The sequence below is a fragment of the Streptomyces sp. NPDC054866 genome (assembly GCF_053610745.1).
The window spans coordinates 243846-265466 of the sequence record NZ_JBSGZA010000003.1 but is presented as its reverse complement, the minus strand read 5'-3'; the positions used below and the strand labels follow the sequence as shown (position 1 = coordinate 265466).

25 protein-coding genes and 2 tRNA genes are annotated in these 21621 nt (G+C 68.3%); 15 read left to right on the top strand and 12 right to left on the bottom strand.

Going from position 1 to position 21621, the window contains the following annotated elements; all coding sequences use genetic code 11:
- The first annotated feature begins 38 nt into the window (after positions 1–38).
- Together ACWGI2_RS16605 and ACWGI2_RS16600 are read left to right on the top strand one after the other, a co-directional pair.
- Positions 39–1265, top strand: coding sequence for a pyridoxal phosphate-dependent aminotransferase (locus ACWGI2_RS16605; protein ID WP_160506638.1), 1227 nt, complete (start codon positions 39–41; stop codon positions 1263–1265).
- Positions 1266–1395: 130 nt separating this feature from the next.
- Entirely contained in the window at positions 1396–2415 is a 1020-nt protein-coding gene (locus ACWGI2_RS16600) for an adenosine deaminase (protein ID WP_453397453.1), read from the top strand.
- Here ACWGI2_RS16600 and ACWGI2_RS16595 read toward each other — a convergent pair.
- Positions 2405–3004: a TetR/AcrR family transcriptional regulator gene (locus ACWGI2_RS16595; protein ID WP_453397454.1), complete on the bottom strand. Its 600-nt coding sequence runs from the start codon at positions 3002–3004 to the stop codon at positions 2405–2407. The genes ACWGI2_RS16600 and ACWGI2_RS16595 overlap by 11 nt on opposite strands.
- Positions 3005–3091: 87 nt before the next feature.
- On the opposite strand from ACWGI2_RS16595, the gene ACWGI2_RS16590 reads away from it, so the two are divergent.
- Positions 3092–3724, top strand: a complete 633-nt coding sequence (locus tag ACWGI2_RS16590) for an NAD(P)-dependent oxidoreductase (protein WP_453696025.1) — start codon at positions 3092–3094, stop codon at positions 3722–3724.
- A gap of 20 nt (positions 3725–3744) precedes the next feature.
- Here the strand turns inward: ACWGI2_RS16590 and ACWGI2_RS16585 are convergent, their stop codons facing one another.
- From ACWGI2_RS16585 to ACWGI2_RS16550, 8 genes are all read right to left on the bottom strand, one after another.
- Positions 3745–4800, bottom strand: coding sequence for a UDP-N-acetylmuramate dehydrogenase (locus tag ACWGI2_RS16585; protein ID WP_453696024.1), 1056 nt, complete (start codon positions 4798–4800; stop codon positions 3745–3747).
- A gap of 78 nt (positions 4801–4878) precedes the next feature.
- Positions 4879–6318 (bottom strand): DHA2 family efflux MFS transporter permease subunit, encoded by a 1440-nt coding sequence (locus tag ACWGI2_RS16580; protein WP_453696022.1) that lies wholly within the window; start codon positions 6316–6318, stop codon positions 4879–4881.
- Between the two features lie 107 nt (positions 6319–6425).
- Positions 6426–6983, bottom strand: a complete 558-nt coding sequence (locus ACWGI2_RS16575; RefSeq protein ID WP_453397457.1) for a TetR/AcrR family transcriptional regulator — start codon at positions 6981–6983, stop codon at positions 6426–6428.
- Positions 6984–7126: 143 nt separating this feature from the next.
- Positions 7127–7555, bottom strand: a complete 429-nt coding sequence (locus tag ACWGI2_RS16570; RefSeq protein WP_453397458.1) for a MaoC family dehydratase — start codon at positions 7553–7555, stop codon at positions 7127–7129.
- A gap of 4 nt (positions 7556–7559) precedes the next feature.
- The gene (locus tag ACWGI2_RS16565; RefSeq protein WP_453397459.1) at positions 7560–8024 is read right to left on the bottom strand and encodes an FAS1-like dehydratase domain-containing protein; all 465 of its coding nucleotides are present in this window, start codon (positions 8022–8024) and stop codon (positions 7560–7562) included.
- An 84-nt stretch (positions 8025–8108) separates the two neighbouring features.
- Complete coding sequence (gene rpmG / locus ACWGI2_RS16560; RefSeq protein WP_004571794.1) at positions 8109–8273, bottom strand: 50S ribosomal protein L33; 165 nt, start codon at positions 8271–8273, stop codon at positions 8109–8111.
- A gap of 91 nt (positions 8274–8364) precedes the next feature.
- Positions 8365–8437 (bottom strand) — tRNA-Met (locus tag ACWGI2_RS16555).
- 48 nt (positions 8438–8485) lie between these two features.
- Positions 8486–8558, bottom strand: a tRNA-Thr gene (locus ACWGI2_RS16550).
- 377 nt (positions 8559–8935) lie between these two features.
- Between ACWGI2_RS16550 and ACWGI2_RS16545 the strand changes: the two genes are divergently transcribed.
- From ACWGI2_RS16545 to ACWGI2_RS16535, 3 genes are all read left to right on the top strand, one after another.
- Positions 8936–10246, top strand: a complete 1311-nt coding sequence (locus ACWGI2_RS16545; RefSeq protein WP_453696021.1) for an amidohydrolase family protein — start codon at positions 8936–8938, stop codon at positions 10244–10246.
- A 98-nt stretch (positions 10247–10344) separates the two neighbouring features.
- Positions 10345–11001, top strand: a complete 657-nt coding sequence (locus tag ACWGI2_RS16540; protein ID WP_453696019.1) for an SDR family oxidoreductase — start codon at positions 10345–10347, stop codon at positions 10999–11001.
- Positions 11002–11116: 115 nt separating this feature from the next.
- Positions 11117–11494 carry a nuclear transport factor 2 family protein gene (locus tag ACWGI2_RS16535; RefSeq protein ID WP_453397461.1) on the top strand — a complete coding sequence of 126 codons (378 nt, stop codon included), beginning with the start codon at positions 11117–11119 and terminating at the stop codon, positions 11492–11494.
- Positions 11495–11564: 70 nt separating this feature from the next.
- Here the strand turns inward: ACWGI2_RS16535 and ACWGI2_RS16530 are convergent, their stop codons facing one another.
- Complete coding sequence (locus ACWGI2_RS16530) at positions 11565–11786, bottom strand: hypothetical protein (protein WP_160510451.1); 222 nt, start codon at positions 11784–11786, stop codon at positions 11565–11567.
- A gap of 260 nt (positions 11787–12046) precedes the next feature.
- On the bottom strand, positions 12047–12823 hold the full coding sequence (locus ACWGI2_RS16525) for a hypothetical protein (RefSeq protein WP_453696018.1): 777 nt from the start codon (positions 12821–12823) through the stop codon (positions 12047–12049).
- A 192-nt stretch (positions 12824–13015) separates the two neighbouring features.
- Between ACWGI2_RS16525 and ACWGI2_RS16520 the strand changes: the two genes are divergently transcribed.
- The 3 genes from ACWGI2_RS16520 (at position 13016) to ACWGI2_RS16510 (ending at position 16624) form a co-directional block, all read left to right on the top strand.
- Positions 13016–14827, top strand: a complete 1812-nt coding sequence (locus ACWGI2_RS16520; RefSeq protein ID WP_453696017.1) for an ATP-dependent nuclease — start codon at positions 13016–13018, stop codon at positions 14825–14827.
- 182 nt (positions 14828–15009) lie between these two features.
- On the top strand, positions 15010–15588 hold the full coding sequence (locus ACWGI2_RS16515) for a flavoprotein (RefSeq protein WP_453696016.1): 579 nt from the start codon (positions 15010–15012) through the stop codon (positions 15586–15588).
- A 241-nt stretch (positions 15589–15829) separates the two neighbouring features.
- A complete protein-coding gene (locus ACWGI2_RS16510; protein ID WP_453696015.1) occupies positions 15830–16624 on the top strand; it encodes an NUDIX domain-containing protein in 795 nt (264 codons plus the stop codon).
- Here ACWGI2_RS16510 and ACWGI2_RS16505 read toward each other — a convergent pair.
- Positions 16608–17615, bottom strand: a complete 1008-nt coding sequence (locus ACWGI2_RS16505; protein WP_453696745.1) for an XRE family transcriptional regulator — start codon at positions 17613–17615, stop codon at positions 16608–16610. The two genes, ACWGI2_RS16510 and ACWGI2_RS16505, sit on opposite strands and share 17 nt — an antisense overlap.
- Positions 17616–18451: 836 nt before the next feature.
- On the opposite strand from ACWGI2_RS16505, the gene ACWGI2_RS16500 reads away from it, so the two are divergent.
- The 6 genes from ACWGI2_RS16500 to traA are packed head-to-tail and all read left to right on the top strand — an operon-like array spanning position 18452 to position 21617.
- The gene (locus tag ACWGI2_RS16500; RefSeq protein WP_453696013.1) at positions 18452–18778 is read left to right on the top strand and encodes a hypothetical protein; all 327 of its coding nucleotides are present in this window, start codon (positions 18452–18454) and stop codon (positions 18776–18778) included.
- A complete protein-coding gene (locus ACWGI2_RS16495) occupies positions 18778–19065 on the top strand; it encodes a DUF6303 family protein (RefSeq protein ID WP_453696011.1) in 288 nt (95 codons plus the stop codon). The genes ACWGI2_RS16500 and ACWGI2_RS16495 overlap by 1 nt, the downstream gene beginning before the upstream one ends.
- Positions 19062–20069 carry a DUF2637 domain-containing protein gene (locus tag ACWGI2_RS16490; RefSeq protein ID WP_453696010.1) on the top strand — a complete coding sequence of 336 codons (1008 nt, stop codon included), beginning with the start codon at positions 19062–19064 and terminating at the stop codon, positions 20067–20069. Before ACWGI2_RS16495 ends, ACWGI2_RS16490 begins: the two co-directional genes overlap by 4 nt.
- Positions 20069–20452, top strand: coding sequence for an RRQRL motif-containing zinc-binding protein (locus ACWGI2_RS16485; protein ID WP_453696008.1), 384 nt, complete (start codon positions 20069–20071; stop codon positions 20450–20452). Before ACWGI2_RS16490 ends, ACWGI2_RS16485 begins: the two co-directional genes overlap by 1 nt.
- A 47-nt stretch (positions 20453–20499) precedes the next feature.
- Positions 20500–21006, top strand: a complete 507-nt coding sequence (locus tag ACWGI2_RS16480) for a hypothetical protein (protein ID WP_453696007.1) — start codon at positions 20500–20502, stop codon at positions 21004–21006.
- Positions 21007–21023: 17 nt separating this feature from the next.
- Positions 21024–21617, top strand: coding sequence for a plasmid transfer protein TraA (gene traA / locus ACWGI2_RS16475; protein WP_453696005.1), 594 nt, complete (start codon positions 21024–21026; stop codon positions 21615–21617).
- Positions 21618–21621: the final 4 nt, after the last annotated feature.

The window sequence follows — 21621 nt, the reverse complement described above, 5'->3', positions numbered from 1 at the left end:
GCGTGCCGGGGGCCTTCGAGGTCTGGAACGATGGGGCGATGAGCGCTTCCACTTCTCCCACCGAGCGCCGGGTCTCCGCCCGCATCGGCGCGATCTCCGAGTCCGCGACCCTCGCTGTCGACGCCAAGGCGAAGGCCCTCAAGGCCGCCGGGCGGCCGGTGATCGGTTTCGGCGCGGGTGAGCCCGACTTCCCGACGCCCGACTACATCGTCGAAGCCGCCGTCGAGGCCTGCAAGAACCCGAAGTACCACCGCTACACCCCGGCCGGCGGGCTCCCCGAGCTCAAGGCCGCGATCGCCGCGAAGACGCTGCGCGACTCCGGGTACGAGGTCGACGCCTCGCAGATCCTGGTGACCAACGGCGGCAAGCAGGCGATCTATCAGGCGTTCGCCGCGATCCTCGACCCGGGCGACGAGGTCATCGTCCCGGCTCCCTACTGGACGACGTACCCGGAGTCGATCCGTCTCGCGGGCGGTGTGCCGGTCGAGGTCGTCGCCGACGAGACCACGGGCTACCGCGTCTCGGTGGAGCAGCTGGAGGCCGCGCGCACGGAGCGCACGAAGGTCGTCCTCTTCGTGTCGCCGTCCAACCCGACGGGCGCCGTCTACAGCGAGGCCGACGCCGAGGCGATCGGCCGCTGGGCCGTCGAGCACGGCCTGTGGGTCATGACCGACGAGATCTACGAACACCTCGTCTACGGAGACGCGAAGTTCACCTCGCTCCCGGCGATCCTGCCCGAGCTGCGCGACAAGTGCATCGTGGTCAACGGCGTGGCCAAGACGTACGCGATGACCGGCTGGCGCGTGGGCTGGATCGTCGGCCCGAAGGACGTCGTGAAGGCCGCGACGAACCTCCAGTCGCACGCCACGTCGAACGTCTCCAACGTCGCGCAGGTGGCGGCCATCGCGGCCGTCTCCGGCGATCTGGCCGCCGTCGAGAAGATGCGCGAGGCCTTCGACCGGCGCCGCAAGACCATCGTGCGGATGCTGAACGACATCGACGGCGTGCTCTGCCCCGAGCCGGAGGGCGCCTTCTACGCCTACCCCTCGGTGAAGGGCCTCATCGGCAAGGAGATCCGCGGCAAGCGCCCGCAGGACTCCGTGGAGCTCGCGGCGCTGATCCTGGAGGAGGCCGAGGTCGCGGTCGTTCCGGGCGAGGCCTTCGGGACGCCGGGTTACCTGCGTCTTTCGTACGCCCTGGGTGACGAGGACCTCGTCGAGGGCGTCTCGCGGATCCAGAAGCTGCTGGCCGAGGCGCGCGACTGAGCGCCTCCCCCCTGTGGGTATGTGCGGGCCGTCTCCCCCTCCGGGAGGCGGCCCGTTTCTTCGTTCGGGGTAGGCCACGAAGGGGGAAAGTGGCTATCGGCACGACACGTGCGTACGGCAAGATCCTCGAATGGAGCGTGTACGTGACGTAAGAGAGCTGCCCAAGGCCCATCTGCATCTGCACTTCACCGGGTCGATGCGGCCCACGACCCTGCTGGAACTCGCCGACAAGTACGGGGTGCGGCTGCCCCCGGCGCTGACCGGCGGTGAGCCTCCGCAGCTGCGGGCGACCGATGAGCGCGGGTGGTTCCGCTTCCAGCGGCTCTACGACATGGCGCGGTCCTGCCTGCGGGAGCCCGAGGACATCCAGCGCCTGGTCCGGGAGGCCGCGGAGGAGGATCTGCGGGACGGGTCGGGGTGGCTGGAGATCCAGGTCGACCCGACGTCGTACGCGCCGCGGCTCGGCGGGCTCATTCCGGCCCTGGAAATCATCCTGGACGCCGTCGAGAGCGCCTCGCGGGACACCGGCCTCGGAATGCGCGTGCTCGTCGCCGCGAACCGCATGAAGCACCCTCTGGACGCCCGCACGCTGGCCCGGCTCGCGGTGCGGTACGCCGATCGCGGCGTCGTCGGCTTCGGGCTCTCCAACGACGAGCGCCGGGGCTTCGCACGGGACTTCGACCGGGCCTTCGCGATCGCGCGGGACGGCGGCCTGCTCGCGGCGCCGCACGGCGGTGAGCTCAGCGGGCCCGCCTCGGTGCGGGACTGCCTCGACGACCTGCACGCGGGGCGGATCGGGCACGGGGTGCGGGCGGCCGAGGATCCGCGGCTCCTGAAGCGTCTCGCCGACCGGGGCGTGACCTGCGAGGTGTGTCCGGCGTCGAACGTAGCCCTCGGCGTCTACGAGAAGCCCGAGGACGTACCGCTGCGCACCTTGTACGACGCCGGGGTGCCGATGGCTCTGGGGGCCGACGATCCGCTGCTCTTCGGGTCACGGCTGGCCGCGCAGTACGAGATCGTGCGCAAGCACCACGCCTTCGACGACAGCGACCTGGCCGAGCTCGCGCGGCAGTCGGTGCGCGGCTCGGCCGCCCCCGTCGACGTACGGGAGAAGCTCCTGTCGGGGATCGAGGAGTGGCTCAGCGGCTGATGCCCGCGAGGAGGGTGCGGGCGAGGGCGGCGGCGAACTCCTCGACGGGCTGCGGGGGTTGCTTGCCGACCGTGGAGTCGTAGGCGAAGGCGCGCTGGGCGCAGGCGCCCAGGAGGAGCGAGGCGGCCGCGAAGGTGTCGGCTCCGGGGGCGATCCGGCCGGCGTCGCGTTCGGTGCGCAGATAGGCGTCGAGGGCCTCGATGGGCATGTGCGGGCCCGTACCCATCTCCCGCATGGAGTCCTCGTGGCGGCGCTTGAGCTTGGTCTCGGCGTAGAGGGACGCGGCGATCGGGAAGCTCTGGGCGTAGAAGTGGCTGGCCAGACGGGCGATCTCGGCGAGGTTCTCCTCCACGGAGCGCTCTCCCGGGTCCTCGGCGAGGCGGCGCAGGAGCGGGCCGAGCCGGGGCAGCCGCTCCTGGAGGACGGCCACGAACAGCTCCTCCTTGCTCGCGAAGTGCTTGTAGAGAGCCGCTTCGGAGCAGCCTGCCGCCTTGGCGATCTCCTTGGTGGTGGCACGGGCGAGGCCGATGGTGAGCATGAGGTCGTGCGCCGCGTCGAGGATGCGGGCCCGGGTGGGCTTCTGCTGCATGTGCCGTCCAACCAACCTTGACGAAGAGGTGAGTGGATACTCACCCTAGGGGTGAGTGAATACTTACCCACGTGGGGAGGGTGCGCGATGAAGCTCACGGTGTTCGGTGCGACCGGGGGTGTCGGCGGGGAGATCGTCCGGCAGGCGCTCGCGGCGGGCCACGAGGTCACGGCCGTCGTGCGTGACCCCGCACGGATGAGTGCGACGGGCGAGGGCCTTGAGGTGTTCCGGGCCGACCTGACCGACCCGGAGGGCCTGCGGGCGGCGGTGGCAGGGCGGGACGCGGTGCTCTCGGGTCTCGGGGCCCGCAAGAAGGCGGACGCGGGGGTCGCGGCCCGGCTCACGCGGTCGGTGGTGCGCGCGATGGAGGCCGAGGGGGTGCGCAGGCTGGTGGTGGTGAGCGCGGCGCCGGTGGGCCCTCCGGCCGAGCGTCAGCCGGTGGTCGACCGGATCATGGGAGCCCTGGTGAGCAAGATCCTGAAGCCTGTGTACGACGACCTGCGGACCATGGAGGCCGGGCTTGCGAGCAGTGCGACGGACTGGACGTCCGTGCGCCCGCCGAGGCTGCAGGACAAGCCGACCACAGGCGTCTACCGCAAGGTCGTCGGGGGCACGCCGGCCAGCGGGCGGTTCATCGGGAGGGCGGATGTGGCGCACGCGATGCTGGCGGCGATCGACGACCTGTCGACGGTGAGGCAGGGCGTGGGCGTCGCCTACTAGCGGTGCGTGTCGTACGTGCCTCAGAGGCTGACGCCCACCGTGACCGGCTCGTTGACCAGCGTGACCCCGAAGGCGTCCCGTACTCCGGCGACGACCTCACGGGCCAGGGCCAGCAGGTCCTCCGTGGTCGCGCCGCCGCGGTTGGTCAGGGCGAGCGTGTGCTTGGTGGAGATGCGGGCCGGGCCCTCTCCGTAGCCCTTGGTGAAGCCCGCCTTGTCGATGAGCCAGGCGGCGGAGGTCTTCACGCGGCCGTCCTCCGTCGGGAAGGCGGGGGGCGCCACGTCCGGGCCGAGACGGTCCACCACGCGCGCGTGGAAGGCGGCGAACTCCTCCTCCGTGAGGATCGGGTTGGTGAAGAAGGACCCGGCCGACCAGCTGTCGTGGTCCTCGGGGTCCAGCACCATGCCCTTGCCCGCGCGCAGCTTCAGGACGGTCTCACGGGCGACGGCCGCGGGAACCCGGTCGCCCGCCTCGACGCCGAGCGTGCGGGCCGTCTCCGGGTACTTGAGGGGGGCGCTCATCCCCTGAGCGTCCTCCAGCGCGAAACGGACGCGCAGCACTACGAAGCGGTCGGGTTCGGCCTTGAAGCGGCTGTGCCGGTACGAGAAGTCGCACTCGGCGTTCGCGACGGTGACCGTCTCGTGCGTCTTCCTGTCGTACGCGATCACTTCGGTGATGGTCGACGAGACCTCCTGGCCGTACGCCCCCACGTTCTGGATCGGCGTCGCGCCCGCGGAGCCCGGGATCCCGGCGAGGCACTCGATGCCCGCGAGGCCCGCATCCACGACGCGGGCCACGGCGTCGGTCCACACCTCACCGGCCGCCAATTCGAGCTCGGTGCCGTCGAGTTCGAAGCCCTTCGTGGCGATGCGCAGGGCGGTGCCGTCGAAGCCCTTGTCTCCGATGACCAGGTTCGAGCCGCCGCCGATGAGCAGCAGCGGGGTCCCGGAGTCGTCGGCTTCGCGGACGGCGGCGATCACCTCGGCGTCGGTCGTCGCGGTGATCAGACGGGCCGCGGGACCGCCGAGCCGGAAGGTGGTCAGCGGGGCGAGGGGGGCATCGTGGAGTTCCTGCACGTGCTCAAGGGTACGGTCCGTGGCCCCACCGCTCGGGCGGGGCCACGGACCGTACGCGTGGGACCGGACGGTGCGGCTTCAGACGCCGGCCGGAGTGTGCTCTTCGGCCACTGCCGGAACGGCGCCGGTCCGCTTCTCGGCCGCGGCCTTCCCCGGGAGCAGCGCCGCCGCCACCGCGCCCACGCCGACCAGCGCGGCGCCGGCCCACAGCGCGGGGCCGAGGCCGTCCACGAAGTGCTGGGCGGGCCCGTAGCCGCCCTGGGCGGAGAAGACCGAGGCGAGGACCGCGATGCCGAGAGCGCCGCCGACCTCCCGCAGGGCGTTGTTGGCGCCGGACGCGATGCCCTGCTCGGACGGGCGGACGCTGGACATCACCAGGTTCGCGGCGGGGGCGAAGTACAGCGCCATGCCGATCCCGCTGATGATCAGGGCGGGCAGTTGGGCGGCGTACGACACGTCAGGCTCCACGACGACCGCGAACCAGGCGAGGCCGATGGCCTGGAGCGCCAGGCCCGCGGTCACGACGGGGCGGCCACCGAACCGGTCCGCGAGATAGGCCGCGACGGGAGAGACGATCATCGGCATGCCGGTCCAGGGGAGCATCCGCAGGCCCGCTTCGGTGGGCGAGTAACCGACGACGTTCTGCAGGAACTGGGCGAGCAGGAAGATCGAACCGAACATCCCGACGAACATCAGCAGGCTCGCGGCGTTGATCGCGGAGAACGCACGGCTACGGAAGAGCCGCATCGGCAGCATCGGGTTCTCGCTGCGGATTCCGTGGCGCACGAAGAGGGCCAGGAGCGCGCCGCCGCCGATCAGACCGATGAGGACGGTCGCGCTGGTCCAGCCGTCGAGGTTGCCGCGGATCAGCGCGTACACGATGCCGAAGAGGCCGCCGCTGGCAAGGAGTGTGCCGGTGATGTCGAGCGGCGCTCCCGTGCCGTACGACTCGGAGAGCCGGAGCCTGGCGAGCGGCAGCACCGCGAGGCCGAGCGGGACGTTCAGCCAGAAGATCCACTGCCAGGACGCGTGTTCGGTGAGGCTGCCGCCGATGAGTGGTCCGCTGGCGACCGCGAGGCCGTTGACGGCGCCCCAGATCCCGTACACCATCCCGCGCTTGGCCACCGGGACGGCCGCCGTCAGCAGGGTCAGCGTCAGCGGCATCATGATCGCGGCGCCGACGCCCTGGACCGCGCGGGCGGCGATCAGTGCCTCGATGCCGGGCGCGAGGGCCGCGGCGCCGGAGGCCCCGGTGAAGACGGCGAGGCCGACTATGAAGAGCCTGCGGCGCCCGAAGCGGTCCCCCAGGGCCGCACCGAACATCAGCAGCACGGCGAAGGTGAGGGTGTAGGCGCTCACCGTCCATTCGAGGTCGTGCAGCGCTCCCCCGAAGTCCTCGCGGATGGCGGGCAGGGCCGTGGTGACGACGAGGTTGTCGAGGGCCGCCATGAATCCGGCGACGCTGGTGATGGCAAGGGCCCAGGCCGCCTCCCCGCGCCGTGGTGTCTGCTGTGACATTGCTTTCCCCTGTGACATTGCTTCCCTCTTTGGTTAGTTATTGATGACTAACTTTTGTGGGCGCAAAATTGAGCACCCCCCTGAGGCGCGCCGGATGTGCGCGCGACTCACTTCTCGGACTGCGCCGACTCGTAGAAGCCGGCCCACACCCGGTGATCGGGCCGGTATCCCATCGACACCAGGACGTTGATCAGCATCCCGTACGCCAGGAACTGCGTCGTCTCACCGACGTCCGCTCCCAACGCGAGGCGGACCGTGTCGTACATCTCCATCCAGGCGGCCCGCAACGCCTCGCCGAACTCCCGGTCACCGGACGCCTCCGCCGAGGCCACGGCGACGTACATCTGCATCTGCATGAGCAGCTTGTCCGGGTCGTCGGCGATGAGCGCCTGATAGGCCTCGCCCATGGCGTGCAGGGCCTCCTCCCCCTCGAACCCCTCCGCCGCATTCCGGAAGACCTCGGTGATCTCCTGGCAGCAACGCCCGGACGCGGCGAGGAAGATCGCCTGCTTGGTCGGGAAGAGGCGGAAGAGATACGGCTGCGAGACACCTACGCGCTTGGCGATCACCTCGGTGGACGTGCCGTTGTAGCCACCGCGGGCGAACTCGATCATCGCCGCGCGGATGACGCTCTCGCGTCGCTCCTCTGCGCTCATCCTGACCATGCGATTAAGTTAGTGGCCAATCACTACCTACGTCAACCGCAGAGGGGGCGGCACTCAGAGAGGGCGGGCAGACCAACAGGTAAGGGGCACCCGCCCATGGCAGATGCCCCTTACTCCCTTGCGCCCTTGCTGCTGCGCGAACGTCAGGCGAGCTGGACCACGGCGCGCGACATGCCGAGGACCTTCTGGCCCCCGCTCATCGCCACCAGGTCCACGCGGACCCGGTTGTCGTCCAGCTTCTGGGCGACCTTGGCGCTGACCTCGATCAGCGCGCCCTTGTCGTCGTTCGGGACCACGACGGGCTTGGTGAAGCGCACGCCGTACTCGACGACGGCGGCCGGGTCACCCACCCAGTCGGTCACCACACGGATCGCCTCGGCCATGGTGAACATGCCGTGCGCGATGACGTCGGGAAGGCCGACCTCGACCGCGAACTTCTCGTTCCAGTGGATCGGGTTGAAGTCACCGGAAGCGCCCGCGTACCGCACGAGCGTGGCACGCGTCACAGGGAAGCTCTGGGCCGTCAGCTCGGTGCCGACCTCGACGCTGTCGTACGAAATCTTGGCGGTCATCGCGTCACGCTCCCTCTGCCGCGGGCTCCGCCGCACGCGCGACGAGCTTGGTCCAGGCGGTCACGACGTGCTCGCCGGCCTCGTCGTGGACCTCGCCGCGGATGTCCAGGATGTCGTTGCCCGCCATCGACTTGATGGCCTCGATGGTCGAGGTCACCGTGAGCCGGTCCCCCGCACGCACCGGGCGGGTGTACGCGAACTTCTGGTCCCCGTGCACGACACGGCTGTAGTCGAGCCCCAGCTGCGGGTCCTCGACGACCTGGCCCGCGGCCTTGAAGGAGAGGGCGAACACAAAGGTCGGCGGGGCGATCACATCAGAGTGCCCGAACGCCTTGGCGGCCTCCGCGTCGACGTACGCGGGGTTGGTGTCGCCCACCGCCTCGGCGAACTCACGGATCTTCTCCCGGCCGACCTCATAGGGGTCGGTGGGCGGGTAGGACCGCCCTACGAAGGACTGGTCGAGCGCCATGGACTCGGTACCTCCTGCAGGTGTGGGTGAACGACGCGAGGCCGCCCCCAGAAATCGGGGACGGCCTCGTGTACGAGCCTGTATCTAGCGCGTTTCGCGGTGCGCAGTGTGCGCGTTGCAGCGCGGGCAGTGCTTCTTCATCTCAAGACGGTCCGGGTCGTTACGCCGGTTCTTCTTGGTGATGTAGTTCCGCTCCTTGCACTCCACGCAGGCCAGCGTGATCTTCGGGCGGACGTCTGTGGCAGCCACGTGAGTGCTCCTTGACGGACGGATGGACGGATGAACGCAAAAAAAGAGTAGCCGATCGAAGGTCCGACCCCACAATCGGCTACCAATTGAGTAGCGGTGACCGGACTTGAACCGGTGACACAGCGATTATGAGCCGCTTGCTCTACCGACTGAGCTACACCGCTGCAGATGCCGGATCCCCCCGCCCGAGGGCGAGGATCACGCGACATCAGAGCCCCAATGCGGAATCGAACCGCAGACCTTCTCCTTACCATGGAGACGCTCTACCGACTGAGCTATTGGGGCGAGCGATGAAGACATTACACGGTCGGTCGCCGATCGCCCAAATCCGTTTCGCCGGGGCTGTCCGGGGGCATCTCGGACGGCGTCCCGGCCGTCTCACCACGTCACTTCAGTGCCTCGCGCCACACCGGTTCGGTGGGTCGCGGAGCGGCTGTCCGGTGGCTCGTGGCGTGCCGGTTCGGCGGCTTGCTCCGCGCCCGACATCGCGCCTGTCGGGAGCCCCACACCACGCCGGTACGACTATTCCGCTCCTCCTCGAAGAGGGCCGGTCGCCGCCCTAGGCTCGACCCACTCTGCGTGATCTTGGACGTCTTGGTCCCGGACGCCTCCGCCCCGGACGACGCCATGCCCCGCAGCCGCCCCCGAACCTCAGGAGCGCGATGCCCGACAGCCAGCCGCAGCCCCACTCCTCCGGGCCCTCAGGCTCCTCCGGCTCTTCCGGGTCTTCCGGCTCCTCAGGTGACGACGACGCCTCCGCGCTGCTCCTGTGCGGCGCCCGGCTGACCGACGGCCGGACCGTGGACGTGCGGCTCGGCTCCGGGCGCATCGAAGCGGTCGGCACGGCGGGCAGCCTGGCCGCGCACACCGCGCGCGTGGACCTCGGCGGCTACCTCCTGCTGCCGGCCGCCGCCGAACCGCACGCGCACAGCGACACGGCCCTGTCCGCGGACGCGGAGGGCCCGGTCTCGTACGAACTCGCCGACGTCCAGCGCCGGGCCACCGAGGCCGCCCTGCTGCAGCTCGGGCACGGCGCGACGGCGCTGCGCTCACACGTGCGGATCGGCGACGTCCCGGGGCTCACGTCGATGGAGGCGGTGCTACAGGCACGGCGTTCGCTGCGCGGCCTCGTCGACCTGGCGGCCGTGGCCGTGCCGCGCCTGCTGACCGGGGTGGCCGGTGCCGACGGGCTCGCGATGCTGCGGGACGCGGTGAAGATGGGCGCCTCCGTGGTGGGCGGCTGCCCCGACCTGGATCCCGATCCCACCGGGTACGTGGAGGCGGTGCTCGAGGTCGCCGCCGAGCACGGCTGCCCCGTCGACCTGCATACGGACGGCAGCGATCCGGCGCGGCTCGGGCGGCTCGCGGCGATGGCGGGCGGGCTGCGGCCCGGGGTGACGATCGGGCCGTGCGGCGGGCTGGGGCGGCTGCCGTCGGACGTGGCCGCGCGGACGGCGGAACAGCTGGCGGCGGCCGGCGTGACGGTGGTGTGCCTGCCGCAGGGCGGGTGCGGAAGCGTGGACCGGCGGGGCGCGGTGGCGCCGGTGCGGCTGCTGCGGGCGGCCGGGGTGCGGGTGGCCGCGGGCAGCGGGGCCATGCGGGACGTGTCGAACCCCGTGGGGCGCGGGGATCCGCTGGAGGCCGCCTATCTGCTGGCCTCGCGGTGCGGTCTGCGCCCCGAGGAGGCGTACGGCACGGTCAGCTCGGCGGCACGGGCCGCGATGGGGCTCCCCCAGGTCCGGGTGGAGGCGGGCTTCCCCGCCGAGTTGCTCGCGGTGCGCGGCGACCATCTCGCGGGGGCGCTCTCGCTCGCGTACAGCCGCGTCGTGGTGCACCGGGGGCGCGTGGTGGCACGGACGAGCGCGGTGCGGGAGTACTGCGATTCGGCGGCCGCCGTGGCGCTCGACCTGCCGCGGCAGGGCCGCTCGAAGGGGAACGGTCCGGGGCGGGCGAAGGGCGCGGAACCGTCGTGAGGGCGGGCGTAGGGGCAGGCCCGAGGGCGGGCGGCACTTCCTGACGTGCTCCCGCGTGCGCGGGGCGATCTTGCGGGGGCTGCCGTACGGTCGGAGACATGCGCATTGTCATCGCTGGAGGTCATGGTCAGATCGCGCTGCGGCTCGAGCGGTTGCTCGCCGCGCGGGGTGACGAGGTCGTCGGGCTCGTCCGCAGAGCCGGACAGGAAGCCGATCTGCGGGAAGCGGGCGCCGAGGCGGCACTGTGCGACTTGGAGTCGGCTTCCGTCGACGAGGTTGCCGGGCTTCTGGAAGGCGCCGACGCGACTGTCTTCGCGGCGGGTGCGGGCCCGGGGAGCGGCGCCGACCGCAAGATCACCGTGGACCGCGACGCGGCCGTGCTCTTCGCGGACGCGGCGGAGCGCGCGGGCGTGCGGCGCTATGTCGTCGTGTCGTCGATGGGCGCGGACCCCGCGCACGAGGGCGACGAGATCTTCGACGCCTACCTGCGGGCCAAGGGCGAGGCCGACGCGTCCGTACGCGGCCGCAAGGCACTGGACTGGACGATCCTGCGCCCCGGCATGCTGACGGACGACGCGGGCACCGGTCTCGTACGCCTGGAGGCGTCGACCGGACGCGGTCCGGTCCCGCGTGACGACGTGGCCGCGGTGCTCGCGGAGCTCGTCGACTCGGCGGCGACGGCAGGCCTGACGCTGGAGCTGATCAGCGGGACCACGCCGGTGTCCGTGGCGGTCAAGTCCGTTGCGGGCAACTGACGTCCGCTCCTTTACGGCGGCTGACATCCGTACGGCGAAGTCGGCCTCCTGAGGGATGTCCCGCGCGCGGGGCGGTGCTTGTCTTGAGCTGCCGCCTACGTGAGGAACGCCCGCCATGCCCGCTTCCGATGTGCCTGCCGCGCACGAGGCCCTCTTGCGGCAGATGTACGCCGTCTTCAGTACCGAAGAGCGCGATGCGTTCATCCCCCGCTCCCTGGCACCCGACGTGGACTGGCCGAACCTCCTGGACAACACCCGCGCCCGCGGCATCGCGGCGGTCCGCGCCTACTGGGCACGGCAGTTCGCGGTGATGCACCCCCTGGTGCATCTGGAGCGGCTGCGGCTCGACGACGACGGACGGCGGGTCGTGGCGACCGTGCGGCCCGGGCTGCGGGACGAGACGGGCGACCACTGGGCGCCGACGACGGTCGAGCACGTCTACACGTTCCGGGAGGACGGCCTGGTGAGCCGGATGGACGTCAGGCAGCCGTGACGCACGAGCGGTGACACACGCCCCAGGCCAGCCAGCCGCGTCAGGCGCCCTGGAGGGCCGTGAGAGCGCCTCAGAAGAGCGGGAGCTGGCCGGGGAAGTCCGGGACGGTGTAGCCGTCCAGAGAGGGCTGTGCGGCGCCCAGCATGGCCTGCCTGCGCGAGCCGGGACAGGAGACGAGATCGCCGCTGCCGCGCTGCCCCGGCGGATCGTGACGTGCGAACCGCCCCCCGACGACCGCGATTTCACGGCGGCACTCGGGGCAGTTCCTGCGGCGCGAGGACCCTGACGGCATGGACTGCGTGAACGGCATGGCCTCAGCGTACGAAAAGACCCCCTCCGCCTTGCGTTTCCGCAAGATCGGAGAGGGTCTCCTTCGTGTGGCGGCGCCAGGATTCGAACCTGGGAAGGCTGAGCCGGCAGATTTACAGTCCCCCACCGGAAGCCCAGCCGAACCGCATCTGACCTGCGGCTGCATGGCGATAGGGTTTACAAGGTAGGAGAGCCGTCCACATCTCGTCCTGATCTTGCTGGGTACGGCACCAACGCCGCGCTCTATAGAGGCCATTCGAGCGTCTCGAACGTCTCCACGCCAACCGGCCCAAGGATCAGGTAGGGCACCGTGACGTGGCAGCCGTACTCCGTCCCGCCGTCGATCAATCCTTCGCGGACCGGTCCGAGTGGCGCAAGACGCGCTGTGATGCCGTCGATTGCTGGGTAGCGCAAGCCGTCCACCTGTTGCAGCCAGCAGCGCCAATCGATCTCGGCGTGCCCCTTCATCACGTGCGCAGCAAGTTTCCGTTCGTGCAAAACGGTCACGTGTGGAAGCAGCAGCACCGCGTACACATCACCCAATATGCACCCCTCCCACGACACCGATTTGAGCACATCGGCTCTCACCAAACGCTCTATACGGTTCAGATGTCCCTTGGTGTAGGCAGCGTAGGAGTGCACAGCCTTGAACTCGACTACAGCCTTGGGGGGCTGCACATACCTCGGTCGACGCCTAGGGCGCTCTACTAGTGCAAGATCCACCTTCCGCAGGACACGCTGGCCTCCTCTACCTTCGGCGAACATCCCCGTCCACTCGCGGCCAACGTCCAGCCTCGTCCCCTCGAAGCGCCGATGCATCTGGAATGCCACCCGGTCGCGGACCGGGTTCTCCACCTGCGAGGTCAGGGCCAAATATGCCAACTCCCCTGGTTCGAACGACTGACCTGCCTTCTGCAGACAGGAGTCCAGGAGATCCACGGTGAGCCTTGTCGGCAGAGGGGCTGCCCCGCCACCGCCAGAGCCTTGACCGCGAGTGCCAGTGTCCTTCGCGTTGGTCATGGTCCTGAATCTAGGCGCCTGGTACGACAATCCGACGCAGAATCAAGTCACCGGCCATGGCGGGAGCAGTCGCCTCAACGGACCGCGTGGGGAGCCCATACGGGGACTCGGCGCTCTCTACCCATCTTGATGCGCATACAACGATCTTGGCGAAGAGAAGACACAGCACCCCGGATGCAGGATCATCGTGCCATGGAAGACATGATGCATTTCGGCGGTCAACTCGTACCGGCCGATCAGTTCCTGCCGAGCGAACACCTCGGTGGCAACGTGGAGAACTTTCACCTAGCCATCAAATCCGCTGAGCTCATTAGCGGGCCAACTATCGACTTCTCCGAGCGAGGAGTGACTGTAATCGTAGGGTCAAACAACGCAGGAAAGACCACTCTAATCAGGGAGTTGGTCAACCACCTGGCGGCGCCGCCGGGCGAGGACCCTAACAGTTATAAGATTATCAAATCCATTGACTTGGGTGAGCAATCCTCAGTCAAAGATTTGATGGCATGGTTCCTTACCAACGCTACATACAAAATCGAAGGCCATCAACGCGGGTTCGTAAGAGGGGTTCGGCAAAACGCCTTCAACGTAGAAACAACAATGAACTTCTGGAGAACCGGCACCATCGGCAAAGAGAGACTGTGGGAGCTTTCTCAATATTTGGTTCATCACTCCACTCCGTTCGACCGGGCAGGGCAGGTGGGAGGTGCAAATATTCGAACTAATTTCACTGACCCACCTCAGACGCCAATGCACTACTTTCAAGACTACGATCACCTAAGAGAAGAGATCGACTCGTATAGTCAGCGTGTTTTTGGCGAACCTCTGACAGTGGACTACCTTAGCGCCAGCAGCCACTTTCGCGTCGGCCGAACAGAAATGCCAGCTCCACCAGTCGATAATGTGACCCAAGAATACAGGCGCGAGCTAGCCACCTTGCCGTCACTGCACGAACAGGGCGACGGAATGAAGAGCCTTCTTGGCCTTCTGATTCCGCTGGTCACGACCCCATTCCCCATCGTCTTGGTGGATGAGCCAGAGGCATTTCTTCATCCGCCACAGGCGGTAGCCCTGGGAAAAATCCTCGGAGAGCTAGCCCAGGCCAAGGGCATGCAGATCGTTCTAGCCACACACGACAAAAATCTTCTCGCAGGCCTACTGGGTTCGCGTACGGAGGTCTCCGTAGTTCGGATTGACCGACGAGGAAGCAAAGTTCGATCCAGTCAGCTTAAGAATGAATCCCTAAGAGAGCTTTGGGAAAATCCGACGCTGAAGTACAGCAACGCGCTGGACGGGCTATTCCATAAGCTCGTAGTTATCGCAGAGGCGGACCCTGATTGCAGATTCTATGCCGCCGCCCTAGAGTCCCTACTCCAGGGAACTGAAGACGCCTTCCCTTATCCGGCCGACGATGTTCTCTTCGTGCCGTCCGGAGGATTGGGAGAGATGCCTAAATTGGCGAGGGCCCTTCGAGAACTTAGCGTTCCCGTGGTCGTATCGCCGGACATGGACATTTTCAGTGACTCCGCCATGGTGAAGAAAATGGTTACTACTCTGGGCGGATCGTGGGGACACTTTGAAGCGCTGGACCGCAAGTTGAGAGCGCCTTTCTCAACACCGAAATCGCCACGCACGGTCGGCGTAGTGCTCACTGCTATTCAGTCCGCACTACAAGGGCACGAGGGTGAGAAGTACGCCTCCGAGCATAAAAAATTCGTTGAGGCTGAACTATTTACCGATAGCGTCTGGCGCGAAGTGAAAAAATATGGGGTTAAGGGATTCCCCGGAGAGTCCCGAACTGCAGCACTTCATTTCCTTGAGGAGGCGTCGAAATTTGGCTTTGTGCCGGTCCATGCGGGCGAACTCGAAAGTCTCTCCGACGTGCCAGTGTCGAAAGGACCCGCTTGGCTCCCAGCAGCTCTGACGGCTCGATCGCACGAGACCACAGATGCCCAAAGGCACATCCGAAACATTCTCGCGTCCAGTCTGAGCCTTCTAGAAACATAGAGCCGCACTCGGCCTCGAGCTATGAAAGCGCACCAGAAGCAGCCAACGCGCAGCCGCTACGCCACGGATCGACATGCCTGCGGAGCTGGCGCGCATCCTGAGCGAGACGCTCGGTACCTGATCAAACAGGTTCCCGTGAGCGGCGGCTCACGTTCGTCCGAGGTGTTCGTGATGGCCCAACCGTGCAGGGCGGTGCGGTGAGTTCGAGCAAGCGCGGGGTACTTGGAGTCGTCGGTTCGGCGGCAGGCGGAGTGGAGTCGATCCGTACGGGGCTTGTCGAACCCGCGATGGGCCGTGGGTGGCAGACGGCTGTGACGCTGACACCCACGGCGGGAACCTGGCTACGGCTGAATGGCGAGACCGAGCGGCTGGAGAAGCTGACCGGTCTCCCTGTCCGCGACGAACCACGTCTCCCTGGCGAGGCTCGACCGCACCCCGCCGTTGACTGCTACGTCGTGGCTCCAGCGTCAGCCAACATGGTCGCGAAGCTCGCGAGCGGCCTCATGGACAATCAAGCCCTAACGCAGGTGGGCGAGGCCATCGGGACCATCGGGCTACCGGTCGTTGTCTTCCCGCGCGTGAACGCGGCGCATGCCCGCCACCCGGCGTGGCGGCGCCACATCGAAGCCTTGAGCGAAGCCGGTGTGCAGCTCGTCTACGGACCTGCCGTATGGCCGCTGTACGAGCCGCGAGAAGCGCCATCGGGGCGAGAGCTCCCGTGGGAAGCGGTGCTGGACGCCGTGGACGAGGCCACGCGGTGACAAGCCGTCGATGCCCTTGACCTGCAAGGTAAGAGGACCGGACAGTCCACACAAGATCGACCGACGGCGCCCGGCGTGACCAGGTACTTTGCCGACCGCGGGCGGAGAGGTGCCAACTCCGGTCCATATGTCGTCCTGATCTTGAACTCTCCGGGGTCCCATCCCGTCTACGACTGGAGGCATCGTGTCCCCCTCCCATTACGCTGGTGTGCACCACCTGAGAACGGAGAGTGCTCCACGGATGGGACCGAAGTCGACGAAGGCTTACAAGAAGATCCTTGCTCGGATCGCCTCTGGCGAATATCCCGCCGGCGAGAAGATCCCCTCGGAACGGAAGCTCGAAGAAGACGAAGAGCTGGACATCCGCCGTACCGCCCTTCGCCAAGTGCTGGCCCGACTCGTGTCCGAGGGCGCCTTGGAAGTCTATGGCCGGAGTTCGTATCGGGTGCCGGGGGGCGTGAGCGTCAAGAAGCCTGAGGGCTTGGAGCCATGGCGCATCCACGGTGAGCGGGACCTCTACGACAACCGGTGGGTCAAGCTCCAACTCTGGGACGTGGAGCCGCCCGGCCTGAAGCGCTTCGAGCATCACGTGGTGAAGCTGCATCACGTGGCCGTCACCGCGGTTCTGGACGACCAGGACCGCGTCTTGATGATGTGGCGGTATCGCTTCGTCCCGCAGCAGTGGGGCTGGGAACTGCCTGGTGGCATCGTGGACGACGGGGAGGACCCTGAGGCCACGGCACTTCGGGAAGTCGTCGAAGAGACCGGCTGGCGACCGAAGTCAGTGGAGCACGTCGTCACCTATCAACCCATGGTGGGCATGGTCGATTCGCCCCACGAGATCTTCGTAGGACGCGAGCCAGAACAGGTCGGCTCCCCGACGGACCTGGAAGAGGCCGGCCACATCGAGTGGGTGCCGCTCGCGGACGTTCCGGGCCTGATGGCCCGTGGCGAACTAATGGGGTCCGGCACCCTCGTTGCCCTGCTCCACATCCTGTCGCACCGCGGTCGACCGGGGGCTACAGCCGCGCACTGAGGAGGTCGACACGGCGGCGCTGCCGCACTGAGCCTGTGCGGCTGGCCAGCAGTCGCGCTTGCCTCAGGTGAGTGTTGGCGTCGTCGTACTCCGCTCGCACCAAGTGAGCCTGTGCGAGATCGGTGTGGAGCCCGCCTTTTGCCCGGACAAAGGTTGGGTCCACGCCTTCCAAGGCGCCGTACAGACTGGTCACTGCCTCGCTGTCTCCGAGTAGGGCAAGAACATTGCCTCGCCATCGAGTGAGGTGTGCGCCGTTCAGGAAGATGCTCAGCATGTCCGGGTCTCGGTCCCCGGGTCCGGACGGAATGCTGGCCCCGGCCGCATCGAGCGCCCGCTGGCAGTCATCAGGCATTCCGGCGTGAGCGCACATCTCGGCTTCAGCCGCGTACAGCCATGCCCTGAGACGGGGGGACCCGCCCCGGGCAAGCGTGCGTTGAGCATCGCGGACCAACTCCACCCCGAGGGACGGCCGGCCAGCCTCGCACAGTACGTACGCCTGCTCCGCCATCGCGTGAGCGAGGTACATCGGAGCCTCAGCGTCGCGCGCAGCCCGTTTCGCGAGCTCGTAGTGACGCCAGGCGCGTTCGACTGCCCCGGAGTCAATCGCTTGCCATGCCGCCAGCGTTGACGCCCCCGCGAGCGCGAGCGCCACGGGACGACGCGCGCTGGGGAGCACAGTGAAGTTCAACGCGTCTTCCAGGGCGGAGAGGTGCCCCGCCATCTGGTCTACGAGACCAGCCGCGCCCATCTGGCGGTCCATGGTCCGCAGTAACTCGGTCTGGTCATTGAACGCCTTCACCATGGATTCGCTGACGCTGCCTGCCGAGTCGATCCGGCTCAGCAGGTCGTCGTACCCGTCGGCGGAGGGTGGCACTACCGCCAGTGGGGCGCCCCGCAACTCCGCATCCGTGACGCCGAGAAGTTGCCGGAGGATCACCGCGTAGCGGTCCGAGATGCTGCGCTTCCCGTTCTCCCACTCGGACACGTACACGCGCAAACTCGCGGTCGACGCAACGTCGGTGACGTGCTGCCGGGCGTACTGCTCGATCTCGCGAACCAACCGTTCCTGAGACCAGCCCCGCGCCGTTCGCGCGCTCCGAAGTCCTGTGCTCACAGGCCACCGCCCGGCAATAGGTCCATGCACTGACCTTCACAGGATGCCTCACATCGCCGCAGGTCAACAGGGGTTAACAGGACGGAAGTTAAGCCCTGTTGGCTACCGAACTCCCCACCTCAAACGGTCTTCTAGAGATGCACCGGAGAGGCCGAGCGCGGCACCAGCCAACGCAAGCCCTTGACTCTGGTGCGCACCAGATGGTTCTCTACTGGTGCGCACCAGATGGCGGATTCACCTCCGCTTCACGGTGCGCAGAGCAAAGGGCGGGGACGCTGCAATCCCGCTAAGGCCAGAAATCAGGGCTTCGGCCTGACTGGCGAGGTGGCCCGGTGACCGCGAGCAACGGCCGGAGGGTGGGGACTTGGTCCCCCTTGCAGTGCGTATCCCCTGTTCAGCGACCTGAAGGAGTGGCAGTGATTCGACGAAAGCGATGGGCGCGGCCGTGATTTGACCGGCACGGCGGCGCCGCTACATCCAACGGACCGTGAGCGCGAACGAGCGCCGCGGCCAACCGGTCTCGACCGACCGCTCGCGGCGGCTAGCGCCGCGCCGGTTGCCTCCTTCGTCCGTCCGGGCGCCCCTCGGGGCCATCTCGTACGGACGGGGCCGAGGGGAGCCGGATCTACCGACTTCAACGGCGTGCGGCCCCGGTGCTCGAACACCGGGGCCGCTGTTTGGGGCCGTTGCCTGCTGCTAGGGAGACACGACCCATGAAGTGCATCGTTGCTGGTCATATTGCTGTTACCGCGGCCGAGTTCGCGGAGCTGGCCTTGGGCCTTACCGAGCGTTCGGCGGGGTTCGATGTGGAGCTGTTCATCGGCACGGCCACGGAGTCCGAGACGGACCGCGCGGCCCGACTGGACGTGGCACGCGACGTGCTCGCGGAGCTGCGGGAGGCGGACCCGATCGCCGCCGCGTACGCCAGGGAGCTGCTGAAGGTGAGCGACCTCCCGAAGCGGGCGCCGCGGCCCCGCCGGTCCCGCAAGGGCCGTCGGCCGGCCGCGTGCCGCGCGCAGGGTTTGGCGGTGGCGGCGTGATGCCGCAGGAGTTCACCGCGCAGATGTCGATGAAAGCTGGCCGCTGGCGCTTGTACGTGGTGCTGCTGAACACCACCGACGCATGGCCGGAGTACAGCTTCGACCGTCCCGCGCCGGTGCCGACGTTCACGGAACGTGCGGAGGCGCTCAGTGTGCTCGGCTTCAAGCCGGTTGCGGGCGCTGAGTGGGAGTGGACCGAGCACAGCGAGACTCACGACGACCCTGCCTCTGCGGTCTGCCTGATCGCGGCGCTTCGGGTGCGTTCACGGGCGGGGGTGGACGCGTGAACAGCGTTCAGATCCGTTCAGCCGAGCGCGCGCTGTCCATCGGCACGTGGCTGATCGTCGCGGGCGCGATGCTCTACTCGATCCTCACCGTCACTCCCCTCGCGGCCGAGCACACACCGAATGAGTGGGACTGGACGGCGCCCATCCTGCCGCTCGTGGTCGACGCGGCGGTGGTCATCGTGGTCCGGCTCGATGCGGTGCTCGCCCGGCTCGGAGGACACGGCGGCCGGTGGCCCATCACCCTGCGCTGGATGACCGGCTGCATGACGTTGGCCCTGAACGTCGCGGACTCCGCCCTGCAAAACGACCTGGTGGGCGTGGCCGTACATGCGGTCGCACCGCTGCTGTTGATCGTCACCGCGGAATCCGGCCTCGCCTACCGGCGCGCTATCACCGCTGCGGTGGCCGCGCTGGAGGAGCGCCAGCAGGCAGAGCGTGCAGCACGGGAGCAGGCGGCTGTCGAGCGCCGCGAGATGGCCGCGCGGATGGCCCGTGAGGAGCGCGAGCACGCCGCACTGCTGGCGCGAGAACAGCGCGAACACGAAGCCCAGTTGGTCCGCGAACAGGCCGAGCGCGAAGAGCGGACCCGCCGCGAGGAACGCGAACGGGCCGATGCCCGCGAGATGGCCGAACGGGCCGAGCGTGAACGCGTTGAGCGCGAGCGTGAACGCCTCCAGCACGAGCGTGAACGCAGTGAGCGCGAGGAGGCCGAGCGGGCGGCGCGTGAGCGGGCCGAGCGGTTGGAGCGTGAACGCCGTGAACAGGCCGAGCGCACCGCGCGGGCCGAGCGTGAACGCGCCGCGCTGCTGGCCGCAGGCCCCGCCATGGAGAAGGTTTCCGAGGAGCGGGCCCGCGCCACGGTGCAGGCCGCCTTCGAGGCAGGGCTACCGGTGCGCTCGGCCGCGGAGCTGTGCGGCTGGTCGGTGGGCTGGGTCGCCACCCGCTACCAGCAACTGCGCGACGCAGGCCACCCGGCCTTCGAGACTGACGGGCCGCTGGTCTGATGTCGACGGCCTACAGCAAGTGCTACGACCCCGCCGGCGCCCGCTACGGGATTCCGACCTACCCGTGGCGCTACGCCCCGGACGGTCTGGCGACCCGCCGGCAGTTGCGTGCGAAGGGGCTGCGGCCGGGCGGTCAGCCGATCGTCGCCCAAGCCATGCTGCTCCACCGCGGCCGTAAGAGCGGCGCAAAGGTGGCCTACCTCTACCGCATCGACCTCGCGAAGCCGGTTCGGCCGATGACGTCGCGCCGGTGTGGTGCGCTCGCGCTGGCGATGCTCGCCCGGCGTACCTGCCCGGTCTGCGGCGTGGTCTACAGCTACTGCCTGCCGACGTCGCTCGGTATGTGCGTGCTGTGCGCTGACGCGCAGCGTGCCACCGCCTGACCTGCACAGCACCCCAACCCCTTTTCCCTCATTCGAGGAGTTTCGCTGTGTCCAGTCGTACCCGTACCCGCCGCACCGCGAAGGTGCCCGCCGGGGCGACCACCGTCCGTATCCCGCGTCAGCGCGGCCGGCGCTCGGCTCAGCCGTTCATCGTGGTCGTGCCCGACCGCCCGTCCTTGTCTCGCGAGGCCGCCGACTTCCTGGGGCGGCTGCTGTGGCAGCACCGCCGCGCGCTCGCCCCGCTCGCCCTGGCCGTCCTGGCACTGCCCGTCACGGCTGTTCTGCATGTGCTGGCCTGGTGGTCCGGCCTGCTGCTCGCCCCGCTGGGCGCCGGTCCGCTGGTCTGGCTCGCGCTCACCCAGCGCCGCCGCCCGGCCGCCGATCGCAGCGTGCTGGGTTGGCGTATCGGCCTGGTGCTGCTGGCTACCGCGGCCACTGCGTGGGTGGCGCTCGCCGCGGCGTTCGGGCCACTGGCGGGCCCGCTGGATCTGATCTGGCTGCTCACTCTGATTGCCGCGCAGACCACCTGGTTCATCGTCCGCCGCTCGCACTAACCTGAGGAGATCGCCTGATGGCAGGCAACAGGAGCACCAGCCGGCCCCACAACTTCCAGCGTCAGCAGGCCCAGCAGCCCTACCGGCCGCCGCGCGCCAACACCAACGGCAGTGCGGGCGACAAGGGCAACAAGTTCGCCAACGCGGGCGCCGCGGCCGGCGGCTTCATGGGCGCGATGGGCGGCAGCTTCGTCCCGCCGATCAACGTCACCGTGAACAACACCAAGAACGTGAGCCGCAACCGCAGCCGCTCCAATGGGTCCCTGCTGCCCTCGCCGGACTTCGGTTCGCCTGCGATGGTGCGCAACTACTGCAACACCCTGCGGGCGGCGGCCGTGACGATGTCCATCGAGGTTTCGATGGGCGCCGAGATCCTCAAGGCCACCTTGGCGCAGGTGCCCGACCCGGAGGGCCGCGCGTTCGGCTCGCGTATCCGTGCGGCGAAGGTGGCCCGCAAGGTCAACAAGGCCGCCGACAACCTCAAGAGCGCCGCCAAGAACGCTGCCGCCGCCTACTCCGCTTTCCAGCAGGAGTTCGACGAGGAGATCAACCGGGTCCGCCACCGTGCTCGCCGCCCGCAGGCGCCGGTCATGAACTGGGCTGACCAGTAAGGAG

Coding starts and splice junctions, on each gene's coding strand:
- ACWGI2_RS16535 (WP_453397461.1), top strand. CDS start 11,117: ATGCCCGCTTCCGATGTGCCTGCCGCGCACGAGGCCCTCTTGCGGCAG.
- ACWGI2_RS16605 (WP_160506638.1), top strand. CDS start 39: ATGAGCGCTTCCACTTCTCCCACCGAGCGCCGGGTCTCCGCCCGCATC.
- traA (WP_453696005.1), top strand. CDS start 21,024: ATGGCAGGCAACAGGAGCACCAGCCGGCCCCACAACTTCCAGCGTCAG.
- ACWGI2_RS16485 (WP_453696008.1), top strand. CDS start 20,069: ATGTCGACGGCCTACAGCAAGTGCTACGACCCCGCCGGCGCCCGCTAC.
- ACWGI2_RS16595 (WP_453397454.1), bottom strand. CDS start 3,004: ATGCAGCAGAAGCCCACCCGGGCCCGCATCCTCGACGCGGCGCACGAC.
- ACWGI2_RS16575 (WP_453397457.1), bottom strand. CDS start 6,983: ATGGTCAGGATGAGCGCAGAGGAGCGACGCGAGAGCGTCATCCGCGCG.
- ACWGI2_RS16580 (WP_453696022.1), bottom strand. CDS start 6,318: ATGTCACAGCAGACACCACGGCGCGGGGAGGCGGCCTGGGCCCTTGCC.
- ACWGI2_RS16600 (WP_453397453.1), top strand. CDS start 1,396: ATGGAGCGTGTACGTGACGTAAGAGAGCTGCCCAAGGCCCATCTGCAT.
- ACWGI2_RS16590 (WP_453696025.1), top strand. CDS start 3,092: ATGAAGCTCACGGTGTTCGGTGCGACCGGGGGTGTCGGCGGGGAGATC.
- ACWGI2_RS16530 (WP_160510451.1), bottom strand. CDS start 11,786: ATGCCGTCAGGGTCCTCGCGCCGCAGGAACTGCCCCGAGTGCCGCCGT.
- ACWGI2_RS16545 (WP_453696021.1), top strand. CDS start 8,936: ATGCCCGACAGCCAGCCGCAGCCCCACTCCTCCGGGCCCTCAGGCTCC.
- ACWGI2_RS16520 (WP_453696017.1), top strand. CDS start 13,016: ATGGAAGACATGATGCATTTCGGCGGTCAACTCGTACCGGCCGATCAG.
- ACWGI2_RS16570 (WP_453397458.1), bottom strand. CDS start 7,555: ATGACCGCCAAGATTTCGTACGACAGCGTCGAGGTCGGCACCGAGCTG.
- ACWGI2_RS16540 (WP_453696019.1), top strand. CDS start 10,345: ATGCGCATTGTCATCGCTGGAGGTCATGGTCAGATCGCGCTGCGGCTC.
- ACWGI2_RS16565 (WP_453397459.1), bottom strand. CDS start 8,024: ATGGCGCTCGACCAGTCCTTCGTAGGGCGGTCCTACCCGCCCACCGAC.
- ACWGI2_RS16510 (WP_453696015.1), top strand. CDS start 15,830: ATGGGACCGAAGTCGACGAAGGCTTACAAGAAGATCCTTGCTCGGATC.
- ACWGI2_RS16500 (WP_453696013.1), top strand. CDS start 18,452: ATGAAGTGCATCGTTGCTGGTCATATTGCTGTTACCGCGGCCGAGTTC.
- ACWGI2_RS16495 (WP_453696011.1), top strand. CDS start 18,778: ATGCCGCAGGAGTTCACCGCGCAGATGTCGATGAAAGCTGGCCGCTGG.
- ACWGI2_RS16525 (WP_453696018.1), bottom strand. CDS start 12,823: ATGACCAACGCGAAGGACACTGGCACTCGCGGTCAAGGCTCTGGCGGT.